19 protein-coding genes are annotated in these 21629 nt (G+C 65.1%); 5 read left to right on the top strand and 14 right to left on the bottom strand.

Features of this window, described 5'->3' with window-relative positions; translation table 11 throughout:
- Window positions 1-40: 40 nt before the first annotated feature.
- From AB431_RS28735 to AB431_RS28720, 4 genes are all read right to left on the bottom strand, one after another.
- A complete protein-coding gene (locus AB431_RS28735) occupies window positions 41-3352 on the bottom strand; it encodes a LuxR C-terminal-related transcriptional regulator (protein WP_047333901.1) in 3312 nt (1103 codons plus the stop codon).
- A gap of 228 nt (window positions 3353-3580) precedes the next feature.
- Window positions 3581-4066, bottom strand: a complete 486-nt coding sequence (locus AB431_RS28730; protein ID WP_047332812.1) for a hypothetical protein — start codon at window positions 4064-4066, stop codon at window positions 3581-3583.
- A gap of 139 nt (window positions 4067-4205) precedes the next feature.
- Window positions 4206-7055, bottom strand: a complete 2850-nt coding sequence (locus AB431_RS28725) for an RND family transporter (RefSeq protein ID WP_047333900.1) — start codon at window positions 7053-7055, stop codon at window positions 4206-4208.
- A gap of 186 nt (window positions 7056-7241) precedes the next feature.
- Complete coding sequence (locus AB431_RS28720) at window positions 7242-7838, bottom strand: TetR-like C-terminal domain-containing protein (protein WP_047332811.1); 597 nt, start codon at window positions 7836-7838, stop codon at window positions 7242-7244.
- Between the two features lie 100 nt (window positions 7839-7938).
- Between AB431_RS28720 and AB431_RS28715 the strand changes: the two genes are divergently transcribed.
- Window positions 7939-8601 carry a L,D-transpeptidase gene (locus AB431_RS28715; RefSeq protein WP_047332810.1) on the top strand — a complete coding sequence of 221 codons (663 nt, stop codon included), beginning with the start codon at window positions 7939-7941 and terminating at the stop codon, window positions 8599-8601.
- Window positions 8602-8636: 35 nt separating this feature from the next.
- A complete protein-coding gene (locus AB431_RS28710) occupies window positions 8637-9356 on the top strand; it encodes a DUF1906 domain-containing protein (RefSeq protein ID WP_082135975.1) in 720 nt (239 codons plus the stop codon).
- Here AB431_RS28710 and AB431_RS28705 read toward each other — a convergent pair whose 3' ends face one another.
- From AB431_RS28705 to AB431_RS28670, 9 genes are all read right to left on the bottom strand, one after another.
- Entirely contained in the window at window positions 9357-10010 is a 654-nt protein-coding gene (locus AB431_RS28705) for a nitroreductase (RefSeq protein WP_047332808.1), read from the bottom strand.
- Window positions 10011-10192: 182 nt separating this feature from the next.
- The gene (locus AB431_RS28700) at window positions 10193-11002 is read right to left on the bottom strand and encodes an alpha/beta hydrolase (protein WP_047332807.1); all 810 of its coding nucleotides are present in this window, start codon (window positions 11000-11002) and stop codon (window positions 10193-10195) included.
- Between the two features lie 17 nt (window positions 11003-11019).
- Entirely contained in the window at window positions 11020-11805 is a 786-nt protein-coding gene (locus tag AB431_RS28695; protein WP_047332806.1) for an SDR family NAD(P)-dependent oxidoreductase, read from the bottom strand.
- A gap of 115 nt (window positions 11806-11920) precedes the next feature.
- Complete coding sequence (locus tag AB431_RS28690) at window positions 11921-12955, bottom strand: NtaA/DmoA family FMN-dependent monooxygenase (RefSeq protein ID WP_369802952.1); 1035 nt, start codon at window positions 12953-12955, stop codon at window positions 11921-11923.
- The gene (locus AB431_RS31650) at window positions 12952-13698 is read right to left on the bottom strand and encodes a cytosine permease (RefSeq protein ID WP_369802951.1); all 747 of its coding nucleotides are present in this window, start codon (window positions 13696-13698) and stop codon (window positions 12952-12954) included. Before AB431_RS31650 ends, AB431_RS28690 begins: the two co-directional genes overlap by 4 nt.
- 40 nt (window positions 13699-13738) lie before the next feature.
- Window positions 13739-14023 carry a hypothetical protein gene (locus AB431_RS28685; RefSeq protein WP_047332805.1) on the bottom strand — a complete coding sequence of 95 codons (285 nt, stop codon included), beginning with the start codon at window positions 14021-14023 and terminating at the stop codon, window positions 13739-13741.
- Between the two features lie 10 nt (window positions 14024-14033).
- Window positions 14034-15227, bottom strand: coding sequence for an amidohydrolase family protein (locus AB431_RS28680; protein ID WP_047332804.1), 1194 nt, complete (start codon window positions 15225-15227; stop codon window positions 14034-14036).
- 20 nt (window positions 15228-15247) lie between these two features.
- Complete coding sequence (locus tag AB431_RS28675) at window positions 15248-17455, bottom strand: acyl-CoA dehydrogenase (RefSeq protein ID WP_047332803.1); 2208 nt, start codon at window positions 17453-17455, stop codon at window positions 15248-15250.
- Between the two features lie 6 nt (window positions 17456-17461).
- Complete coding sequence (locus AB431_RS28670; protein WP_047332802.1) at window positions 17462-18331, bottom strand: amidohydrolase family protein; 870 nt, start codon at window positions 18329-18331, stop codon at window positions 17462-17464.
- Between the two features lie 271 nt (window positions 18332-18602).
- Between AB431_RS28670 and AB431_RS28665 the strand changes: the two genes are divergently transcribed.
- The 3 genes from AB431_RS28665 (at window position 18603) to AB431_RS28655 (ending at window position 20741) form a co-directional block, all read left to right on the top strand.
- Window positions 18603-19178, top strand: a complete 576-nt coding sequence (locus AB431_RS28665) for a TetR family transcriptional regulator (protein ID WP_235435782.1) — start codon at window positions 18603-18605, stop codon at window positions 19176-19178.
- A 295-nt stretch (window positions 19179-19473) separates the two neighbouring features.
- Entirely contained in the window at window positions 19474-20298 is an 825-nt protein-coding gene (locus AB431_RS28660; RefSeq protein ID WP_047332801.1) for a cutinase family protein, read from the top strand.
- A gap of 86 nt (window positions 20299-20384) precedes the next feature.
- On the top strand, window positions 20385-20741 hold the full coding sequence (locus AB431_RS28655; protein WP_047332800.1) for a VOC family protein: 357 nt from the start codon (window positions 20385-20387) through the stop codon (window positions 20739-20741).
- Window positions 20742-20743: 2 nt separating this feature from the next.
- On the opposite strand, the gene AB431_RS28650 is transcribed toward AB431_RS28655, so the two are convergent.
- Window positions 20744-21610, bottom strand: coding sequence for an IclR family transcriptional regulator (locus AB431_RS28650; RefSeq protein ID WP_047332799.1), 867 nt, complete (start codon window positions 21608-21610; stop codon window positions 20744-20746).
- Window positions 21611-21629: the final 19 nt, after the last annotated feature.

Genomic DNA, 21629 nt, shown 5'->3' with positions numbered 1-21629 from the left:
CGCCGCGCTTACCTTCGTCGAGACCCGGCCGGCCTGAAAGTCAGCTGTGCCGGGCGGCTTCCTGCGCGAGTTGCACGCGCGATGTGACTCCGAGTTTGGTGTACACGTGCGTGAGATGTGATTGCACGGTGCGGGGCGAGATGAACAGCCGCGACGCAATGTCCTTATTGGACAGCCCTTCGCTGACAAGTCGTACGACGTCCACTTCGCTGCGGGTCAACGATTCCCAGCCACTGGCCGGTCGCCCACGCACACCCCGACCTCGCTGCGCGTAGGCAATCGCCGCGGTGGTTGACAGCGCTGTTCCTTCCAGCCACGCGGCATCAAAGTGGTTCTCACCCAATATGTCCCGAACCGACGACAACATCGCGTCATACATCGCCTGAAACATCGGAATGCGCTTCTCGCCGTGCCGTTGCCGCATACTCTCGGCCGCGCCGAGAAGGCGGGCAGCGTTCTCCGGGGCGTTGTCGGCGGCCAATGCCGCGAGGCATTCGAGGGCATCGGGGAGGAACAGATACGCCCGGGTGTGCTCTGCGATCGTGACGGCGTCGTGTAGGTCGGTGTCGGCCTGTTGCCGTTCACCCTGCACGAGGGCGACCCGCGCCCGCGAAGTCAGAGCGCGCATCCGATGGAACCCCGGCGCGACCGCGACGGTGTCGTTCGCCCATCGGCGGGCACCGAGCAGATCGCCGCATCCCAGTGCCGCGTCAACCATCGGCAGCATGGTTCTGGTGAGCAGTTCTTTCAGCGGATAGGTAACCCGCCAGGCTGCGTCGCAGGCCTGCTTGGCCCCCTCGGCATCACCCGCCGCAAGCGCGGCCACCGCCAGCGCCGCGTATCCACTGTCCTCGTGGAAGCCGCCCAGAGCGGCCGCAGTCTCCAGCGCGATTTCGGCCGATTCGCGCGCCGCCGCAGCATCGCCGGCGAATGCGAACGCTTGCGCGAGTGTTATCCGCCCGAAGAATTCCATCGCGGCGTCACCGACCGCCTGCGCCTCATCGACCAGCGCCCGGGACACCAGGACCCCCTCGGCCAGCTTGCCCTGCATTGCCAGCGCGCTGCTGAGAAACGCTCTGCTGTACCGGGACATGAAGCTGTCGCCGGTCGCGTGGGCAAGATCGCGCCCCTCCTCGCCTGCCGACTGCGCAGCGAGTGGGTCACCCATGGCACCGCTGACGAAGCATTGGTAGGCGCGTAGCTGAGCCAGCGCGGCGAGATCACCGGATGCGCGGGCAAGATCAGCCGCTTCGGTGAAATAGGGGTGCGCCCGTTCGGGATCGGAGAAAGCGAGCATGGCGCAGGTGATGAGACTCCGCACGGTGAGCGCCGAGTGATCGAAACGACGCGCCGCTGCCAGAGCCTCCTCCGCTCGCTGCAGGTCGAAGGGGACGGAGAACCAGATAGCCAGCAGACCCGCATCGGCAACCGCCCGCACCCATACCTCGGGCTCCACATCGGCGTCGCGGTAGCGCGCGTCGCCGAAGACGGCGTCGAATCCGGCCACGCCTTCACGAAACCGCCCACTTGCCAACCAGAGTCGCTGCAAGGCCGATACCAACCGCAGAGCGAACCCGAACTCAGCGGCGTCGCAACTCCAAGCGTGAGCCGCTCGCAGGTTGTCCATCTCGAGTTCGGCCCACGGAATCAGCGGTGTTCCGTCGCCGCCTGATCGCGCCTCGAGCGTGGCCGCGGCTTCGGTGTAGTGATCGCGATGCCGATTGCGCACCGTCACGGCCTCGCCCGATTCAGCGAGCTTTTCGAGCCCGTACTGTCGGACGGTCTCCAACAGGCGGTACCGCATCATCCCGTGAACTTCTTCGGCGACCACCAGTGACTTGTCGACAAGCAGACCGAGCAGATCGATGAGTTGGAAGTGCTCGACGTCTGCGTCTGCTCCGACGGTGTCGGCGGCAGCCAGATCGAAGCCGCCCATGAAGACCGCGAGGCGACGGAAGAGCACACGCTCCGGATCGGTGAGCATGGTGTGCGACCAGTCGATCGACGCGCGCAAGGTCTGCTGGCGGCGAACAGCGCTGCGCGCCCCGCCGGCGAGTAACCGGAAGCTGTGGTGGAGGCCGTCGACAATCTGGGGCAGCGACAGCGTGCGTGTCCGCGCTGCGGCCAACTCGATTGCCAACGGCATGCCATCGAGACGGCGACAAATCTCGGCGACCGCCGACGAATTACCCTCTGTGAGAGCGAAATCCGGCCGGGTGCGTCGGGCGCGGTCAACGAACAACTCTATGGCCTCGTCCACCAAAGACAGCGAGGGCACCCGCCAAATCACCTCGCCGCCGACCCCAATCGGCTCTCGGCTGGTCGCCAGCACGCTGAGTTCTGGGCCGGCGTCAAGGATGGCCACCGCCAGTTCCGCGCAGGCGTCGAGTAGATGCTCGCAATTGTCGAGTACCAGCAGCATCCGGCGATTTTGGACAAACTTCGCGACGATCTCCATGGTGGAGCGGCCGGCCTGATCTGCGAGACCCAGTGTGCGCGCCAGAACCAGGGGTAGCACAGAAGGATTGGTGACCGGAGCGAGGTCGACAAACCATACTCCGCCGGCGAAGACATCGACCATCCGCCCGGCCACCCGCACCGCCAGCCGGGTCTTCCCGACGCCGCCCGAGCCGGTCAGCGTGACCAACCGGTTCTCCTTGAGGACCTGCTCGGTCTCGCTGAGCTGCACATCACGGCCGATGAAACTGGTCAGCTGCGCCGGAAGATGCCGGCCGGCGACGTCGCCGGCGGTACGCAGCGCCGGAAAATCGTTGCGTAACTCCGGGTGGCACAGCTGAACAACCCGCTCGGGCCGCGGCAGATCGCGGAGCGGATGCACGCCGAGGTCGGTCATCCAGGCATCGGCGGGCAGCCGGTCGACGACGAGCTGTTCGGTGGCACCTGACAGCAAGGTCTGGCCGCCGTGGCCCAAGTCGCGCAGGCGTGCGGTCCGGTTGATGGTGGGCCCCATGTAGTTGCCGGGGTCGCGCAGCTGTACCTCGCCGGTGTGCAGCCCGATGCGCAGACGGATGGGCGTCAGCGGTGCCAGCTGCAGCTGCAGGGCGCACGTGACGGCGTCGCTGGCCCGGGCGAACGCGACGACGAAAGTGTCACCCTCGCCCTGCTCGACGGGCCGCACACCGCCATAGGCGCTGACCAGATCGTCGAGGGTGCGGTTGAGCTGCCCCAGGGCAGCCGCCATGGACTCGGACTGGGTTTCCCACAGCCGGGTGGAGCCCTCGACGTCGGCAAGCAACAACGTCACGGTTCCGGTTGGCAGCTCCCCCACGATGTGCTCGCTCCAAGTCAGCAGCGGCGACTCCGCTTCGATTGCGCTCATGCTAGCCAGCATCGGTCCCAGCGATTGGCCAAACATCAGCGAAAGTGCGTAGAACGCGGGCATCGCGCGCGGATCTACGACCCCTGACCGCGGCCCGCGTCGACTTTCACGTTTTGGACCGCCGCACTCGATCTTCCGCTGCGAAAGGTGAAAGTCGATGCGGGAGCCGACTATCGCGAGCGTCCGGCATCAGCGGGCCGGCAGAAGTGCCCATCGAGTTCAGCGCGGGACACCGAGGGTTTAGGAAGCCGCCTTCGCGGTGCGCTGCACCGGTGTGCGTGATTTCGCGGCGGGCAGGGGGGTGACCGCGGCGGGGCGGACCGGCCGGGACTGGCGCCGGTTGTGGCGCTGAATCCTCTTGTCCAGCACGCGCAGTTCGCGGGTGGTCAGCGAGCGGTTCTTACGGACCAGGAGGTCGAGCTGTTGCCAGCTGAGCCCGTCGAGGTCGCCGTCTGCATCGTGAGTGGCGACGACTACGCAGCCGGGCAGCAGCGGCACCGACTTGGCGGTGAAATTGGTTGTTGCCAGAAGAACTTCGGTTGCTTGCACATTGATCCGGCTCTGGCATCCCGGTGATGACGGGCTGAACCAGAAGTCGAACTGTCGGTCGGGGCTGGTCAGGCAGTGAAGCTGCCGGCCTTTGAAGAGGCGGTCGATATCGGCCTTGGTGTAGGCGCGGGTCTCATATACGGGGCCATTGGAGCTGAAGTACAGGATTGTGTTCATAAGGGTGATCCATTCGACTCTTTCTTAGCTGGTCAGGGCGGCGCCGAGGCCTCAGCGCTGTTACTAAAGTTACCCATGTTGCAATTGAGACAAACCTAGATCTCAATGTGGAAACAATGTGTTCTTGCTGACAGTGCCGTCAGTCATCCCAGAGGAGTAGTTGGCGCACCGCGGGCCGGGATCCGTAAGGGCGCAACATCGCGCTGGCCGGCCGCGGCCGCACGCGCAACGGCCACCAGAACCACCGGCCCAGCAGGGCGGCGATCGACGGCGTCATGAACGACCGGACGATCAGCGTGTCGAACAACAGGCCCAGTCCGATGGTGGTGCCGATCTGGCCGAGCACCAGAAGATCACTGAAGGCGAACGAGGCCATCGTGAAGGCGAACACCAGGCCGGCGGCCGTGACCACGCCACCGGTGCTGGCCATGGCGCGGATGATGCCGGTGTTCAGCCCTGCCCCGATCTCCTCTTTGAACCTCGATATCAACAGCAGGTTGTAGTCCGAACCCACTGCCAGCAACAGGATCACCGCCAACGCGAGGACCACCCAGTACAACGGCTTGCCCAGCAGGTCCTGCCACACCAGCACTGAGAGCCCGAACGAGGCGCCTAACGACAGCGCCACCGTACCGACGATAACCAACGCGGCCACAATGCTTCTGGTGATGAACATCATGATGAGCAGGATCAGGCTGAGCGCGGCGATGCCGGCAATCATCAAGTCGTACTTGGCCATGTCGGCGATGTCTTTGTAGGTCGCCGCCGTGCCGCCGATGTAGATGCTCGACCCGGCCAGAGGGGTTCCCTTCACCGCTTCCTGTACGGCGTGCCGGATGGACTCGATGTGCGAAAGACCCTCGGGTGTAGCCGGATCCACATCGTGGGTGATGATCATCCGGGCGGCCTTGCCGTCGGGTGAGAGAAACAGTTTCAGGCCGCGCTGAAACTCGCTGTTACTGAAGGCTTCCGGCGGCAAGTAGAACGAGTCGTCGGTCTTGGATGCGTCGAAGGCCGCACCGAGGGCGGTCGCATTCTGTAGCGCCGCCGCCGTTTGATCGTAGAGACCGGACTGGGTGGCGTAGTTCGTCATCGACAGATCGCGGTTGGCCTGCTGGCTGTCGATCTGCTGCGGGATCAAGGCGAGCAGTTTCGGCTGCAGCGCGTCCAGCTTGTCCAGGCTCGCCGTGACATTGGCCAATTGATCGGTCAGGGCGTCGATCCCGTCGAGCGCGTCGAAGACCGAACGCAACGCCGCGCACGCCGGAATGTCGAAACAGTGCGGCTCCCAGTAGAAATAGTTACGCAGCGGCCGGAAGAAGTCGTCGAAGTTCGCAATCTTGTTGCGCAGATCCTGTGCGACGGCGACGGTTTGGTGGAACGCCTCGACCTGCTCGTGAGTGGCTGCCGAACTCTCTTGCTGAAGCGCGTACTGCTGGCGCAGGATGTTGATCGTCTTGTCGATCTCCCCGACCTGCTTGAGAAGGTCCGCGGCGCGCGCCTGTTGGTAGGGCAGGTTGTTGATCTGAGCGCTGCTTTGAGCACTGATCTGGAATGGCACGGAGCTGTGGTCGAGCGGGGTTCCCAGTGGGCGCGTGATGGATTGGACCATCGCAATTCCCGGGGTATGGAAGACGGCCTTGGCCACCCGCTCCAACAGGATCATGTCGGTGGGGTTCCGCAGGTCGTGGTTGGTCTCGATCATCAGCAGTTCGGGATTGAGCCGCGCTTTCGAGAAGTGCCGCTCCGCCGCGGTGTAGCCGACATTGGACGGAACATCGCCGGGCATGTAAGCGCCGACGTCGTAGCTGGTCTTGTAACCCGGCAGCGCCAGCAGGCCGATCAGCGCGATCCCCAGCGACACGACGAGGATCGGCCCCGGCCAGCGCACGATGGCGGTCCCGATACGTCGCCAACCCCGGGTCCGGGCGCGGCGCTTGGGGTCCAGCAGACCGAAATGCGTGCTGATCGTCAGCACGGCCGGGGCGAGGGTGAGCGCAGCGATGAGCGCGATGAAGACGCCGATGGCGGCCGGAATGCCGAGGCTCTGGAAGTAGGGATTCCGGGTGAAACTCAGGCAGTAGACCGCGCCGATGATGGTCAGCCCCGAACCCAGGATCACGTGGGAGGTTCCGCGGTACGTGTCGTAGAAGGCGGTCTCCCGGTCGACGCCGGCCGACCGCTCTTCGTGATAGCGGCCGACGAGAAAAATTGCGTAGTCGGTGCCGGCGGCGATGACCAACAGCGTCAGGATGTTCGTCGAGTACGTCGAAAGTCCGATGAACCCAGAGTTGGCCAGGAACGACACGATGCCCCGGGCGGCGGACATTTCGATGAGAACCGTGATCAGCATCAATAGCGAGGTGACCACCGACCGGTAGACCAGCAGCAGCATGATCGCGATCACCCCGATGGTGAGCAGGGTGACCTTCGTTGTCCCCTTATCGCCGCTCTCGAACTGGTCGGCGACCTGAGGTGCCGCACCGGTGACATATGCCTTGACGCCGGGCGGCGCCGGGGTGTGGTCGACGATGTCGCGGACGGCGTCGACGGAGGCCAGCGACAGCGCTTCGCCCTGGTTGCCGGAGAGGAATACCTGAACGTAGGCGGCCTTGCCGTCGGGGCTCTGGGCTCCGGCGGCCGTGAGGGGATCACCCCAGAAGTCCTGGATGTGTTGGACGTGCTTGTGGTCGGCGGACACTCGGCGAATGAGCTCGTCGTAGTACCGGTGCGCGTCGGCACCGAGCGGTTGGTCGCCTTCGAGGACGATCATCGCCGCGCTGTCGGAGTCGAATTCACCGAAGACTTGGCCGATGCGTTTGAACGCCTGCAGGGACGGTGAGTCGGGCGAACTCAGCGCCACGTTGTGCTCTTTGCCGACGACTTCCAGCTGCGGTACCAGCGCGTTGCTGAGGACGGTAATCGCCAGCCAGAACAGCAATATCGGGATGCAGAGCGTCCGGGTTGCCCGCGCGAACCGGTGTGTCAGCGACTTGTCGGCGCCCTGCTGGTCTGGAGCGTCCGTCGAAACCCTCTGCACCCGTTGGCCTTTCGATAACCGGCGAACACGATTACATGGCGTACATGGCGGGGAGAGATCGTTTCCCGGTCAGCTGGGGCCGATCGCTCTAGACGGTACGGTACGGTACTGGATCGCCTCGGGCAACACTTCGGTCTAGCTGAGAGGACGGGTGAGGCTGGGGACGATGACATTGTCGACCAGAGCCAGCACGGTCTTCTCCGAAGGCGGGCGATTGGGAACGATCGACCGGAAGATCAGGTAGCCGGGCATCAGATCCCAGAGTTCTTCAGTGATCGCCTCCGCATTGATCTCACCACGGTCGACGGCCTGCTGCAGGACCGACTCGATCAGCGCCTTGCGTTGGTCGAGGAACTGGTGCTGCATCGCCTCCCGCAGTGCAGGGTCGCGGGAGACCTCGACCATGACCGCGCGGATGGTGGCGGAGTGTTGGGCGGCCTGCTCGGTGATGGCTTCGCCGAGGTGGAGCAGGTCGCCGCGCAGAGTGCCGGTGTCGGGGCGGACCGCTGCGCACCGGATGCCCTCGATGAAGGCCGCCAGAACCAATTCGCCCTTCGAAGGCCAGCGCCGATACACCGTGGCCTTGCTCGCTTTGGCGGTTGCTGCGACAGCGTCGACGGTCAGCCGCTCGTACCCGTGCTGCTGCAGCAGCTGCAGGGTGGCAGCCAGCAGCTCCGCTTCACGCGGCGACCACGGCGACGATTCCGCCTCGTAGTCGGCAATCTTGGTCACGCGCTCACCATAGAGCGCATACGGCAGTACGGTCCAGTACTACCAAAACTGCCCAAAAGTCCATTTCGCTACACCGGATCGCGCACACCCTGCGGTTACCATGAATGCCGTGGCGAGCCTCGTGGTGCGATCCGGCCTGGCACTGCTGTTGAGCCTGCTGCTGGCCCCACCGGCGAGCGCCGCACCGGAGTCATCGCAGTGGGTTGTCGTGGGCGTGCCCGCCGCCAGCTCCACCACCGGCACCCTGACCGCTTTCCAGCGTGTTGGCCAGGACTGGAAGGTCGTCCTGGGTCCCACGCCGGCCAAAGTCGGCGAATTGGGAGTCGGCGCACCGGCCGACGGCGTCTACCGCACGCCGGAGGGCACATTCGGATTCGACCAAGCCTTCGGGCGCCAGCCCAGCCCCGGCACCAAGATGCCCTACTTCCAGGCCACCAATCAGGACTGGTGGGACGAGGACGGAAAGTCTCCGACCTACAACACGCACGTCCGCGCGGTCGGCCAACCCTCGGGCATCGCCGAGAACCTCTACGACTCCGGCCCGGTCTACGACTACGCGGTGAACATCACGTCCAATCCTCAACGCATTCCGGGGAAGGTAGCCGGAATCTTCCTGCACGTGACCGACGGCAATCCCACATGGGGATGTGTCGCGATCGGGCGCGAGGAGATGAAGTCGATACTGAATTGGCTTGACCCAGCGGCCAACCCGCAGATCACCATCGGGGTCGGTGAACCCTCGCTGATCACGGCGCGATCGTGACCGAGCTCGGTCGGCGCGACGTCTTCCGGTATGCGCTGACGGCGCTGGCCGGAGCCGCCGTCCTCGGGGCGCCGAAGGCATCGGCCGACGGGTTGCGGCTCATCGATTTCGCGGTACGCCAGGTTTCGCCGGAACAGATCAAGGCCGCGGGCTACGACGGGGCACTGGTGTACGTGTCCGAGTTACGCCCGGGCGCCACCTTCGATTTCAAGCCCGTCACCCGCCAGTACACCGACGGCCTCATCGCGGCCGGGCTGCACGTCGTCAGCTGCTATCAGTACGGAAAACCCGGCTGGCCCAACGCACCGTCGGACTTCACCCGCGGCTTCGACGGCGGTGTCGCCGACGCGCAGACCGCGCTGCGCCTGCACGGCGTGGCGGGTGGCCCGGCGTCGGCGCCGATCTTTTTCAGCGTCGACGAGGACATCAGCGCCGACACCTGGAAGAGCACGGCCATCCAGTGGTTTCGGGGCATCAACTCGGTTCTCGGTGTCGAGCGCACCGGAATCTACGGCGGCGCCCGTCAACTCGGATGGGCGATCGGCGACGGCGTCGTCGGCCATTCCACGACACCCGGCTATCGCTGGGGGTGGCAGACCAAGGCATGGTCGGGCGGTGTGCGCGAACCCGCCGCCGTGCTCTTTCAGCGTGAGGTGGTCACCGCATCGGACCCGGGCGCGGTGATCGACGGTGTCAGCGTCGATGTCGACGACGTGCTGGCGCCGGACTTCGGCCAGTGGGGCCTGGCCCGCTGATCAACGGTCGACGAACACGACGTTGTTCGCCAGCGGATTGCGTGGCACGTTGAGCTGATTGCAGGCGAACTCGGGATCGGGATAGCCGATCGAGACACCGCACAGGATGCGCATCTCCTCGCCGATGCCAAGCTGCTCACGCAGCACGTCGGGATAGCCGGCGACCGAGACCTGCACGCAGCTGCCGAGTCCACGCGCGGTGAGCGCGAGAAGGAAGGTCTGCAGGAACATGCCCACGCCGACGGCGTCGACGTAGCTCAGGTCGCGGTGCATACACACGATGCCGGCCAGCGGCGCTCGGAAAAACTCCCAGTTCCGCAGCACCGCGAGGCGTCGCGCTTCGGCATCGTCGCGCGCGACACCCATCGCCCCGTAAACCAGTGCGCCCAACTCACGACGCAGGTGCGCGAACGCTTCCGGCAGTTCAGGAACGTTCGGTGCCTCGATGTCGGCCTGTTCCAGCAGCGCCTCGGCCAGCCGGTCCCGGGCCGGACCGGAAGCGAAGACCACATGCCACGGCTGGACGTTGGAGTTCGACGGTGCGCGGATCGCGAGCTCCAGCGATTCTGTGATCAACTCCTTGGGCACCGGTCTGTCGCGGAGGAACAGACGGATGGAGCGGCGCTCGTGGATCGCGTTCTCGAGGTCGTACATCGCTTCTCGCCTTCATCGGTCGCGCACGATCAGAACGAACTTACCGGGCCGACGGTGTGGCCTGTGGCCGCTTGCGAACGCGGCGGCCGTCCTGCAGAGGAAAACTGCCGGAGCGTGCGATTCGCATCCCGGCTGCGCTGGCGCCCCTCGCTGTGCGTGCGGCACGACGATGCCGGACATCGTCAAAAACCCTTGCGCGCCAACCACTCCAGGGCCACTTCAGCCACGTCACGCCAGCCCGCGTCAATGGTCAGCGAGTGACCGCGGCCCTCGAATTCGTGAAATTCGGTGTCGGATCCGCCCTTTTCGTACAGGCCGTACACCTCCTTGGTGACCTTCAGCGGCACGGTGTGGTCTTCGCTACCCGAGGTCAGCAGCAGCGGACCCCGATCGACGAGGTGGGTGTCGACCTTGGCCGGCGAGTCCTTGTGGAAGTTGGCGGTGGCGTCCTCGAACAGTGGGCGGCCTGGGCCCGGAATCGTCCACATCTCGTGCAGCTCGTCGGATTCCTGCTCGGTCAAGGTGTTGCCGAAGGCGTATCGGAACTGCTTGGCGTTGAGTGCCACGGTCCGATGCCGGTTGGCAGGGTTGCCGAGTACTGGGAAGGCCGACCGCAGCTGCGCCAGGGGCAGCGCCTTGACACCCTTGATGGGAGCCGGGTCTATCGCGACGGCCGCCGCGACGTGTCCGCCGGCCAGCAACTCCTGAGCGATGAGGCCACCGAAGGAGTGACCGACGACGACCGGCTTGGCTTGATGCTTGCCGCCTTTGTCGATGGTCTCGGCATAGTGGTTGACGATGTCTTCGATCCCGATGTCGTTGAGGGGGTCCGGATTATCACGAGTCGCGGCAACGGTGTCACCGTCTCCGGGCCAGCCCGGAGCCGAAACCGCATAACCCCTTTCGGTGAATAAGTCCAGCCACGGCTGCCAGGCGCTGGCGTGGATCCACAGGCCGTGGATGAAGATGACGGAATTGAATTTGGTGCTCATAGTTCCTTTCGGGATTTCTACAGAGTGGCGACGTAGCCGCCGTCGATGCGAATGTCGGAACCGGTGATGTTGGCCGAATGCTCACCGGCGAGGAACAGCGTGAGGTCGGCCACCTCCTGCGCGGTGGTGAAGCGCCCGGTCGCCGACCCGGCGACTACGGAGTCCACGACCTGGTCGGGGGTGGCTCCGCTGGCCGCGGCAAACTGCGCGGCGATTCCGTGATCGGCCAGCCACAGCGGGGTGGCCACCGGGCCGGGACTGATCGTATTGACGCGGATTCCGTTGCGGCCGAACTCCTTCGAGACGGCTTTGGCGAAGTTCGCCAGCGCGGCCTTGGCTGCGCCGTAGTCGACGATGTTCCATTCCGGCAGCGTCGCGTTGACCGAACCGATCATCACGATCGAACCGCCGCCGCGGCCGAGCATGTGTGGGATGGATTCCCGCGTGGTGCGCACGGCGGAAAGAAAATTCACCGACAATCCTGCCAGCCAGTCGTCGTCGGTCACTGACAGCAGGCCCTCGAAGCGCGGCGTGACGGCCCCGGTGTTGTTCACCAGGATGTCGACGCCCCCGCGTTGCGCAGCCGCGTCGACCACGGCCCGTGGCCCGTCGGCGGTTGCCAGGTCGGCAGCGACGAAGGTGGCCGAACCGGACACTTCCAGCGCCGCCAACTCGGTGCTGTTGTGTCGGGCGCCGGCAATCACATGCGCCCCGGCAGCGGCCAGGGTCTGGCTGATGGCCAGACCGATGCCCTTGCTGGCTCCGGTTACGACCGCGATTTTGTCGGTGAGGTTGATATCCACAGTCCTACCTTGCCTCACCCGGGCCGGTTCAGCGCTCCAACGTGACGACCAGGTCATGCAGCCGGGGACGTGCCTGGCCGCGTTCTCGTTGCGATATAAGAATCCCGTTGCGGAATCAGTAGGACAGCAGATTGTCCTTGAACAGGGTGTGGTCGTACTGAGTGCGAACAAGTCCGCGGCGCTGCAATTCGGGCACCAGCCCGTCGACCACCTCGATGACGTACTTGCGGGTGAGCCGCATGCCCGGGGCGGTGATCAGGAATCCGTCACCGCCGACCTCGGCCATCAGCGCCTCGAGTTTGTCAGCGACCGTGCTGGGCGAGCCCACCAGTGCATCGTCGGTGGAAAGGTACGCCGCGGTCAGCTCACGCAGCGTCTTGCCACTGCCACGCTGGATGAACGCTTCCAGAGAACCCTTCTCGCCGTTGGTTTCCAGGTCGTCGGGAAGCGGCTTGTCGAAATCGAACTTGGTGAAGTCGATCTCGACAATCGCGGCCAGATGGGCCAGGGTCCTCTCGATGTAGTAATCGTTGGTGACGATGCGGTTCAATTTCGCTCGGGCCTCATCGTCGGTGTCGGCTAGATGCGGCGTGATCAGGAACAGCACCTTGATGGAGTCGGGGTCGCGCCCGTATTCGACTGCGCGACAACGGATGTAATCGCGGTAGGCGATCATGCCCTCCGGATCGGCGGCCGTCCCGACGACGGTGTCCGCGTACTTGGCGGCGAAGTCCTTGCCCTGTGGTGATCCGCCGGCCTGCGCGAGAACCGGGTGATACTGCGGCGATGGCACGGTGTTGAGGGGGCCGCGGCTGCGGTAATACTCACCTTCGAAATCGATCGTGTGCACCTTGGTGTAGTCGGCGAAAGTGTTGGTGTCCCGATCGCGCACCACGGCGTCGGGTTCCCAAGAACTCCAGAGCTGACGGACCAGGTCGACGTACTCGTGGGCGCGGGCGTAGCGCTCGTCATGCCGGGGCAGGTGATCGAGCCCGAAGTTCTGCGCCGAGCGATCCTCGGCGGAGGTCACCATGTTCCAGCCGACGCGGCCGCCGGTCAGGTGGTCCAGGGTGCTGCACAATCGGGCCAGCAGAAACGGCGGATAGAACGTCGAGGACAGCGTCACGACCAGGCCCAGATGCTTGGTCACGTTGCCCAGCAACGGATCAGCGGGGCCGGGTCGTGTTTGGGCGAATGCAGTGCATGCTTGAGTTCACGCTCGAAGCTTCCGCCGTAGGCGTCGGAGACCATCAGCTTGTCTTCGAGCAGAAGGTAATCGAACCTCGCCCGCTCGAGATGCTGCACGAGCTCGATGTAGAAGCTGCCCGACCAGTCCTCGCCACCGGTGGCGCCCCACTGGTCGTTCCACGCGTCGACGCAGAAATTCGCAAACCAGCCCAGATGAAACTTCTTGTTACTTGTCACGTGATTCCGCCTACTCTCCGTCGAGCAGACGATATTCCTGACCAGGGCGGTGCGCATCCGCTGCGGGCGTCGCCGCCAGCAATTGCAGATCCCCATCGCTGCGCTCGGGGTGACGATGAAGTAGCTTCCCGCCGACACCACGAGTCCTGCCAACCACGAGACGTCGATGCCGCCGAGCCAAGCGCCCAATGGCCCGGTGAAGAACGGCAGCGCAGCGAACGGCAACATCGCCGCGAAGCCGAGGAAGTACGCGATCAGCCCGCGCCACGACCACCGGCCGTAAACGCCGCTCGGGGTGAACAATTCGGTGATCGCGTAATGGCCGCGACGGACGAACAAATAGTCGGTGAGGTTGACGGCGGTCCACGGCAGTGGGACATCGCGGCTTTCGGAGCGCACTCCCAGCGCCAGGTCGCCCAGAGCGTGGCGAGCGTGGGGGTTTTCGGTGGTTGTGACGGGTTTTGTCACCGATAACCCGCACGCTCGGCGGATGCGCTCGGCGAGTGGACTACTTCTGCCAGCGGTCGACTAGGTCGGCCCACCGCCGGGAGATGGTCTTGTCCATCAGGTCGCGGCGACGGCGGGTGTTCACGTCGTCGGGCTCGAGTGCCCCGATCGCCATGCGAGCCACCTCGTCGACCTGCTCCGGGTCCAGCCCGAAGCTGACGAGAACCTCCAGGTCGGTGTCGGTGTCGAGTTCGTCGGGCAGCGTGGAGCGGGCGAGTAGAACGGCGGCGTTCTCCTCACCGGCCTCCAACAGCATGGCGACCAGATTGGCCTTGGCGACCTTCACGAACCCGCGGCTACACCGGACGGCGGACCGACAGCTCGATCCCGTTGTCCCGCATCACCTTGCGGCACTGCTCGGGCGTGTAGTCGAAGTTCTCCAGGTCCTTGATGTAGGACGCCGGCTCGGCCAGTCCTTCGACGTGCGGGTAGTCCGAACCCATGAGGATGTGGTCGTCACCCATCAGCTTCAGCAGGCTGGCCAGTTCGTCCTCGTAGAACGGTGACACCCAGACGTGGCGCCGGAAGGTCTCCCGCGGATCCTCCTGATAGATGAACGGGATCTGGCCCCAGGACTTCGTCAGCTTCTCGAACAGGTGGAACACCCACGTCGAACCGCTCTCGATGCACGCCACTCGCAGATTCGGAAACCGCAGGAACAACCCGTTGTGCAGATGGTTGGCGAAGGTGTCCTGGATCGCATCCCCACTGAAAAGGCTCCGGAAGCCGAGCAGCGCGTTGAACGACATCATGTAATCCGATTCACCCCAGGCCGGCATGAACTTCGAGTAGTAGGTCTCACCCGAGTGGTAACACACCGTGATGCCGGAATCGTTGGCCAGTTGCCAGAACTCGTCGAACATCGGGTCGCCCGGCGGCCGCATGCCGACCTCGGTGGTGATCGGGCCGGGGATCATGACGATGAAGCGGGCGTCGCGTTCCAGCGCCCACTCCAGTTCGCGCACCGCTTCGGCCGGCCGGCACATCGTGATGTATGGAGCGGTGAAAATCCGCTCCTGGTAGGCGAATCCCCAGTCTTCGTCCAGCCAGCGGTTGAATGCCTTGAACGTCGCAACCGTCGCGTCGAAATCCGGCAGCAGGGCCTGCTCCATGCCGACGCCGAGCGTGGGCAGCATGATGCAGCCCTGCATGCCCTGCGCGTCCATGGTCGCCAGACGCGCGTCGCGGTTGCGGTATTCGGGCCGGATCGGCTCCAGCTCACCGAAGAGCGAATTCAGGTCCGCACCATGGGGATTGCGGCCGCGAAAATACTCGTCAAGCGCGCCGGGCTTCCCGACCGGGTCGAACGTCGGATTGGGAATGAACCGGTTGACTCTGCCGCCGACCATCAGCCGCTGCCGGCCGTCGAGCTGTGCCCACTGGATGGCGCGCTTCTTGAGTTTCGGGTCGATGTAGCGGGTGAACGCGTCCTCGGCCTCGTAGTAATGGTTGTCGCAGTCGAAGAACTTGAACGGAAGCGCAGTAGTCATGCGGGCGGTGTCCTTTCCGGCTATTTCCGTGGCAGGCCGAGGATCATCGAGGCGATGATGGTCAGCTGAATCTCTGCCGTGCCGCCGCCGATGAGCTCGGACGGCATGTCGAAGTAGGGCCTGATCACTTCGGGATCCGAATCCTCCAGCATGGCAAGGCGTCCGGTGAGCCCGAGGGTGGCGGTCGACGCACGGCGTAGCAGCAGCACCATCGCATACTTGGCGATGCTCGACGTCGGGCCTGGGCCCTGCCCCTGCACCAGACGCAGCGTCTCGCGCAGGACCATGGCCTTGATGGCGGTCGTGTGGGCTTCGATACCGCCCAGGGCCTGCAGGATCGTGTCGTGATCGGGGCCGTCGGCATCGGCCATCCGCCGGAGCGCCTCCGACCGGTCGATGTTGACGTAGTTGCCGATCGCGGTGCGTTCGACGGCCATGGTCGCTACTGCCAGATCCCAGCCGTGTCCCGGCTCCCCGACGAGCATGTCGTCGGGGATGAAGACGTCGGTGAGGAAGACCTCGTTGAAATCGAAGTGTCCGCTGGCTTGCTTGATCGGGCTGATCTCGATACCGGGGGACGACATGTCGACCAGGAAGTAACTGATGCCACGGTGTTTCGACGCGTCGGGATCGGTGCGTGCCAGCATCGCACCGAACTGCGCGACGTGCGCCGACGACGTCCAGATCTTGTGTCCATTGATCAGCCAGCCGCCGTCGACCTTCTGGGCTCGGGTGCCCAACGACGCGAGGTCCGACCCGGCGCCCGGTTCGCTGAACAACTGGCACCACCGCTGCGTCCCGCGCAGCATCGGCCAGGCGAATCGTTCACGCTGCGAATCGGTTCCGCTGTCGAGGATCGTCGGCAGAATCCACTCTGCGATGTTGAGCGAGGGCCGCACGAGATCGGGGCGCTTGTCGAACTCCTCGGTGATGATCACCTGCTGCACGGGTGTCGCCGCGATGCCCCAGGGGGCAGGCAGGTGGGGAGCGACCAAGCCTGCCTCGGCCAGCAGGTCACGTTGCGATCCGTACGCCAACCCGGGTGCTCGACGGTCGTCGGTGGGCGTCTCGTTCCGCAGGGTCAGCGCCTGATTAAGCGTCTCGGCGATGCGGGCGCGGAACTCCGATTCGACATCGCCGAGATTGATCGCGGTGGAACGCTTGAGCGTGCGTGCCAGTTCGCCCGCTTCACGGGCCCAGCGTGGCGTCGACCCCACAGAGGCGGCCAGACTGGTGGCGCGCCGCCAGTACAGGTGTGTGTCGTGTTCCCAGGTGTAGCCGATCGCGCCGAACATCAGCAGCGCGTCGAGCATGAGGTCGGGACCGGCGCACACCGCCATCAGTGCGGCCGACGCGGCCGCCAGTCGATGCTGTTCGATGCCTTCGTCGACCGCACGCACCGCGTCCCACGCCGACGCCGACGCGAGTTCCGCGTTCACCAGCAGCACAGCGGCTTTGTGCTGAAGCGCCTGGAATGAGCCGACGGGCTTGCCGAACTGCTCGCGGGTGCGAATGTAGTTCACCGCGGTCTCGACGCCCTTGCGCACGGTGCCGGCCGACGCACACGCCGTCAGTGCAGCGACGATGCACCGCGCCCGATCGGTATCTATTCCGGTCACCGTGGCGTCCGCGCGGTAGTTGTCGAGGGCCAGGACGCCCACGTCGGTGCTCAGATCGGTGCCGCGCTGCGGCTCGACGGCAAGGCCGCCGGACTCCAGGGCGAACCACATCAGCGAGCCGTCTTCGCCGTGGGCGGCCAGCAGAACGTATTGTGCCCCAAGCAATCCCAGGGTGCTGCCGATGGAACCGGTCAGTCGCCAGCCCTCACCGTCAGGGACGGCGCGCACGTCGGAGTCTTCCGGAAGTACCACCACAGCCGTTGCGCCGCCGGCGAGATCGGCCATCAATTTCGCCGCCGAATCATCGGCGAGGGAGGCCACGGCACTGGCGGACACGGTGCTCAGCAGGGGACCGGGGAGCAGCGCCGCTGCCGCTGCCTCGATCACACACGCGGTATCGGCGAGGGTTCCACCCTGTCCGCCGGCCTCCTCGGCCAGGTGCACCGCGTGGAAGCCGTTGGCGGTGAATTCCTCCCACCACGTTGGCAATTCCCCTGCTGCGATCGAGTCGAGGGCGGCCCGGGTCTTGTCGATCGGGGCGTGCCGGGCTGCGAACTGAGTGACGGCCTGCGCCAACTGCTCCTGTTCGATCGAGATTGCTAACGCCATGGGGTATTAGTTCTCCAGTCCTAGAATCCGAGCGGCGTTGCCGTACAGGAACTTCGGCCACACGTCATCCTTGAACGGCACCTTGGGCAGATCACTGAAGATGCGTTCCAGCGACAGCCCCATCGGGAAGTAGCCGGCGTAGATGATCTTGTCGGCGCCGCGGGTGTTCGCGTAGTCGATGATTTCCTTGGGGTAGTACTTGGGTGCGAACGCCGATGTCGAGTAGTACAGGTTCGGCCACTTGAGCATCAACTTGACGGCGAGATCCTGCCACGGTTCGCAGCCGTGCCGGGTGACGAAGACCAAGTCGGGGAAGTCGAACATGACGATGTCAATCCGCGAAACCTCCTGCGGCGCCATCGGTATGCGTGGCCCGGGGACGCCGGCGCAGCAGAAGATCGGGAGGCCGAGTTCGACACACGTGGCGTAGACCGGGTACATCTTCGGGTCGTCGATCGGCACCTGGGGGAAGGTGCCCGACGGGAAACACGACACTGCACGGATCCCGTAGGTTTCGTACTCGCGGCGGATGCTGTTGACGGTGCCCATGACGTCGTTCGGGTCGTTCACATTGCCCGAGGCGATGAAGCGGTCGGGGAACATCTTGAGCGCCACCTCCGCCGCGCTGCCTTCGCTCACGCCGATCATCGACTTCTCGATTCCGAACCGGTCCATCTGCTGCAGGAGCAGTGACACGGGATCGTCGGTGGGCAGGCCCTTGGGCACGTCCTTGAACATGTACTCGACCGGGAACTCGAAGTCCTCTTTGGACTCGCGATCCTTCGTCTGCTTACGGATGAAGTCGTACTGAGCGGTCCCCTCGTGCGGGAAGCCGATCATCGTGTCGATCACCGGCAGACCTACCGGTCCGGCCATGGCGTCCTCCCATCACGAAGAGACCGGCGGGATACCGCCGCGAAGACCTATAGTGAAACACGGTTCTACTTGGTGTCAAGGTCTCTAGCTGCTATTACTGGTCTATCTCGCGCTACTTTGTCGTAGCATCGCAGAAGAACGTTCTACCTTCGTCGGAGGTGACATCGTCAATACGCCAGCTCCCGACCTGATGTCGCCGGCCGGACGTGTCATCCCGCTGTCAGATATGACCAGCGGCCAACTCGCGCGCCGCGCAAAGATCATCGAAGAGGTGATCGACCTGATCGGCGCGGTCGGCGCCGACGCGGTCCAGATGCGGGATGTGGCTCAGCGAGCGGGGGTCGCGCTGGCCACGCTCTACCGTTACTTCTCGTCCAAAGAGAACTTGTTGGCCGCGGCGCTGGCGGACTGGCAGAAACGTTTGACTCGGCGCATCCTGTCCGGCGGTGGGCCACCGGACAGCGATCCGCTCCCTGGTGTCCTGGACTATCTGCGCCGCGCGCAGCGGGCGTTCAACCGCAACCCGGCGATGACGGCGCTGATGCTGCAGATGATGACGTCGACCGATCCCGAGGTGCGCTCATCGATCGATCAGATGGAGCGCACGAACGTCGAGCTGTTCAACCGCCTGCTTGCCGGCGTGGCCCCCGACGCCATTCCCCAGGTGACCTTCGGCCTCAATGCTGCGCTGAGCGCCGCGCTCGCGGGTCTGCGTGCGGGCCGGCTGACGCTGGACGAATCGCTCAATCACGTTGAGTGGGTGGCCCGGGCGCTCCTGGCTGAGGTACGGCGCGAGACGCTCGAGGGTGGGCACTATGCACCCAAGAACGCCAAAAGTACTGCTTAACACCCACATTCGACGGCCTTAAGGCTCGGGCTCGGCGGACGCGCTCACCACCTGGTGAGGGCCAAGTCCGAGCGTTGCCAGTGAAATGCGGCGAGAAAATGTGGTGCCATCGCAGCATTCGTGCAGGCGCTCAGGCTCAGCCCTGCGCTCAGTCCCGCGGTCGCCGCGGCCGGCTGTCGCCAGTTGCCCCGAACCTCACCGAAGGAGCTCATCGCGGGTCACCTTGACCATGCGCGGTAACGCCGGGCGTGGTCACGGGCGATCAACATGCTGACAACCGTGGAGGGAACACATCGTGATTGGGCGCCTGGGATCGGCCGTGCTCGCGGCAGGTATCGCATTGGCCGGGCTGACCGCCGGAACCGCGTCGGCCGCGCCGGGGTGCGCCGACTACCACTGGATCGGCGCAGCCGGATCTGGTCAGCGCGACGCGGCAGGCCTGACGGCAAATGGCGGAATGGGCTCGGTGGTGTACCAGTCCTACCAGCAGCTCAAGGCACAACTGGCTGCGGACGGCCGGACGATCGATGCCGAGGCTGTCCAATACCCGGCGGCCCCGGTCCCGCTCGAGGGTGGGATCAGTGGCTGGCTGGGCTTCCTCGGCAGCGTCGGTGACGGCACTGACGCGACTGAGAAGCAGTACAAGGCGTTCACCGAGCGCTGCCCCGACAGCAAGGTGATCCTGGCCGGCTATTCGCAGGGCGCGATGGTCGTCCACCGCAACCTGTACGACCTGGCCGCTGACCCGCACCTGGCGGCGGCCTTGCTGATCGCCGACGGCGACCGGCTGCCTGTCGACACCACGATCAAACTGGGGTCGACGGCCGTCGCGCTGGGCCACGGCGAGGGTGTGGCGCAGGACCACTCGTTTCTGGCGTCGACCAACACCTCGCAACTGCCGCCGGTGATCGGCACCCGCACGATCAGCGTCTGTGACGTCGGCGATCCGGTGTGTGACTACAACCCCGATACCGGCAAGGTCTCCGAAGCCGCCATCGCGATCCACACCTCGTATGCGCCGGCCCTCAGTGGCCCGCACGCGTGGGGCACGCCGCTGTACACCCTCGTGACGGCCGCTGAGCCCACCTCGCCCGTGGAGTTGACCGCGCACACCGCCTGATCCCGCCGCCTACGGGCCGACGCAGCCCCCATGACGCACGCCTCGTTGTCGTAATCTGAGAAGCGCTTCAGACACAGGAGGCGCCCGTGAGCGAGCACGAAGTGAAGATGATCATCCTGTCGACCGACGACTTGGATGAATCGATCCGGTTCTACAGCGACACCCTCGGTATGGCCTTGAAGTTCCGCGACGGCGCGCATTTCGCGGCGCTCGACGGCGGGCCGGTCACCCTGGCCCTGGCCACGGAGATCGACCACCCGATTCCCGGCCAGGTCGTGGTCGGGATCAAGACCGCCGATGTCGACGCCGCCGCGAAAGCCGTCGAGGCCAGCGGTGGCGGAATCGTCAAGGGCCCCTACGATGACGCGCACGAGCGTCGAGCGGTGGTCTACGACAACAAGGGCAACGGACTGGTCTTCTACAGCCCGCTCGCGCGCAAATAGGTTCACTTCCCAGAGTGCGTTGCGGACGCGGCCGCGACCAGCCGCTTGCCGATCGCGGTGACCTGACGCATCGGCAGCGCCACGAACGGATGGACCGCGAGGATCATCGGCACAGCGCCACGCTCGTCGAAGACCGGTGCGCAGATCGAGGCGATGGGTTGTGGCCTTGGCGCCGAGTCATTTTCGGGCAGCAGCCCGATCGTGGCGCATTCCACCAGTAACTGATCGAGCATCGCCCGCATGTGTTCGGGCACATCGTCGCGCAAGGCACCGACCAATTGCGTCATCTGACCCAGCGCCGGCGTGGTCCAGTCGATGTCGAAACCGCGTTCGCGGGTGCGAACCAGCACCCGCTCGAGACGCTCCGCCAGTTCGGGATTCGACGAACCCGAGCGCTCGATCCAGGCCTGTTGTTCCGACGGGGTGTCCCAGGCCGCGAAGGCGACGCCGAAGGGCGGGGCGTAGGCGATCCGTTCCCCGGGCGGAGTGGTGTGCAAGCCGGCTTCGCGTCCTTCGAATGCGGTGATGATCAGTGCATCACCGACGCGCTCGACCACCGAAGCGGCATAACCCATTTCAGCGGACAACTGCACGGCGGCAGAGTGGGCGGCATGCGCCAACGGCCGTGCCGCGTCGGTGCGCGCGGCGACGACGGCGAGCGCTGGGCCCAGGCGAAACGCCTTGCTCACCAAATCCCGAGTCACCCAGCCCCGGTCGCTGAGGGTCTTCAGGATCGAATGCGCGGTGGCTTGGGTCAGGTCCAGCGCACGCACGATATCCGAGAACCGAAGCTGCTCGTTGCCGGGCTTGGCCAATAATTCGACGACGTCGAGGACGCGTTCGGTCGGCGCGGACGTTGCCCCTCTCATCCTTGACTCCAGCCGTCGC

The sequence above is a fragment of the Mycobacterium sp. EPa45 genome (assembly GCF_001021385.1).
GTDB lineage: Bacteria > Actinomycetota > Actinomycetes > Mycobacteriales > Mycobacteriaceae > Mycobacterium.
The sequence above is the reverse complement of the archived record's forward strand: the minus strand, read 5'-3'. Positions and strand labels throughout refer to the sequence as shown.

Coding starts and splice junctions, on each gene's coding strand:
- AB431_RS28735 (WP_047333901.1), bottom strand. CDS start 3,352: ATGCTGGCTAGCATGAGCGCAATCGAAGCGGAGTCGCCGCTGCTGACT.
- AB431_RS28730 (WP_047332812.1), bottom strand. CDS start 4,066: ATGAACACAATCCTGTACTTCAGCTCCAATGGCCCCGTATATGAGACC.
- AB431_RS28715 (WP_047332810.1), top strand. CDS start 7,939: ATGAATGCCGTGGCGAGCCTCGTGGTGCGATCCGGCCTGGCACTGCTG.
- AB431_RS28705 (WP_047332808.1), bottom strand. CDS start 10,010: ATGTACGACCTCGAGAACGCGATCCACGAGCGCCGCTCCATCCGTCTG.
- AB431_RS28700 (WP_047332807.1), bottom strand. CDS start 11,002: ATGAGCACCAAATTCAATTCCGTCATCTTCATCCACGGCCTGTGGATC.
- AB431_RS28680 (WP_047332804.1), bottom strand. CDS start 15,227: ATGACTACTGCGCTTCCGTTCAAGTTCTTCGACTGCGACAACCATTAC.
- AB431_RS28675 (WP_047332803.1), bottom strand. CDS start 17,455: ATGGCGTTAGCAATCTCGATCGAACAGGAGCAGTTGGCGCAGGCCGTC.
- AB431_RS28670 (WP_047332802.1), bottom strand. CDS start 18,331: ATGGCCGGACCGGTAGGTCTGCCGGTGATCGACACGATGATCGGCTTC.
- AB431_RS28650 (WP_047332799.1), bottom strand. CDS start 21,610: ATGAGAGGGGCAACGTCCGCGCCGACCGAACGCGTCCTCGACGTCGTC.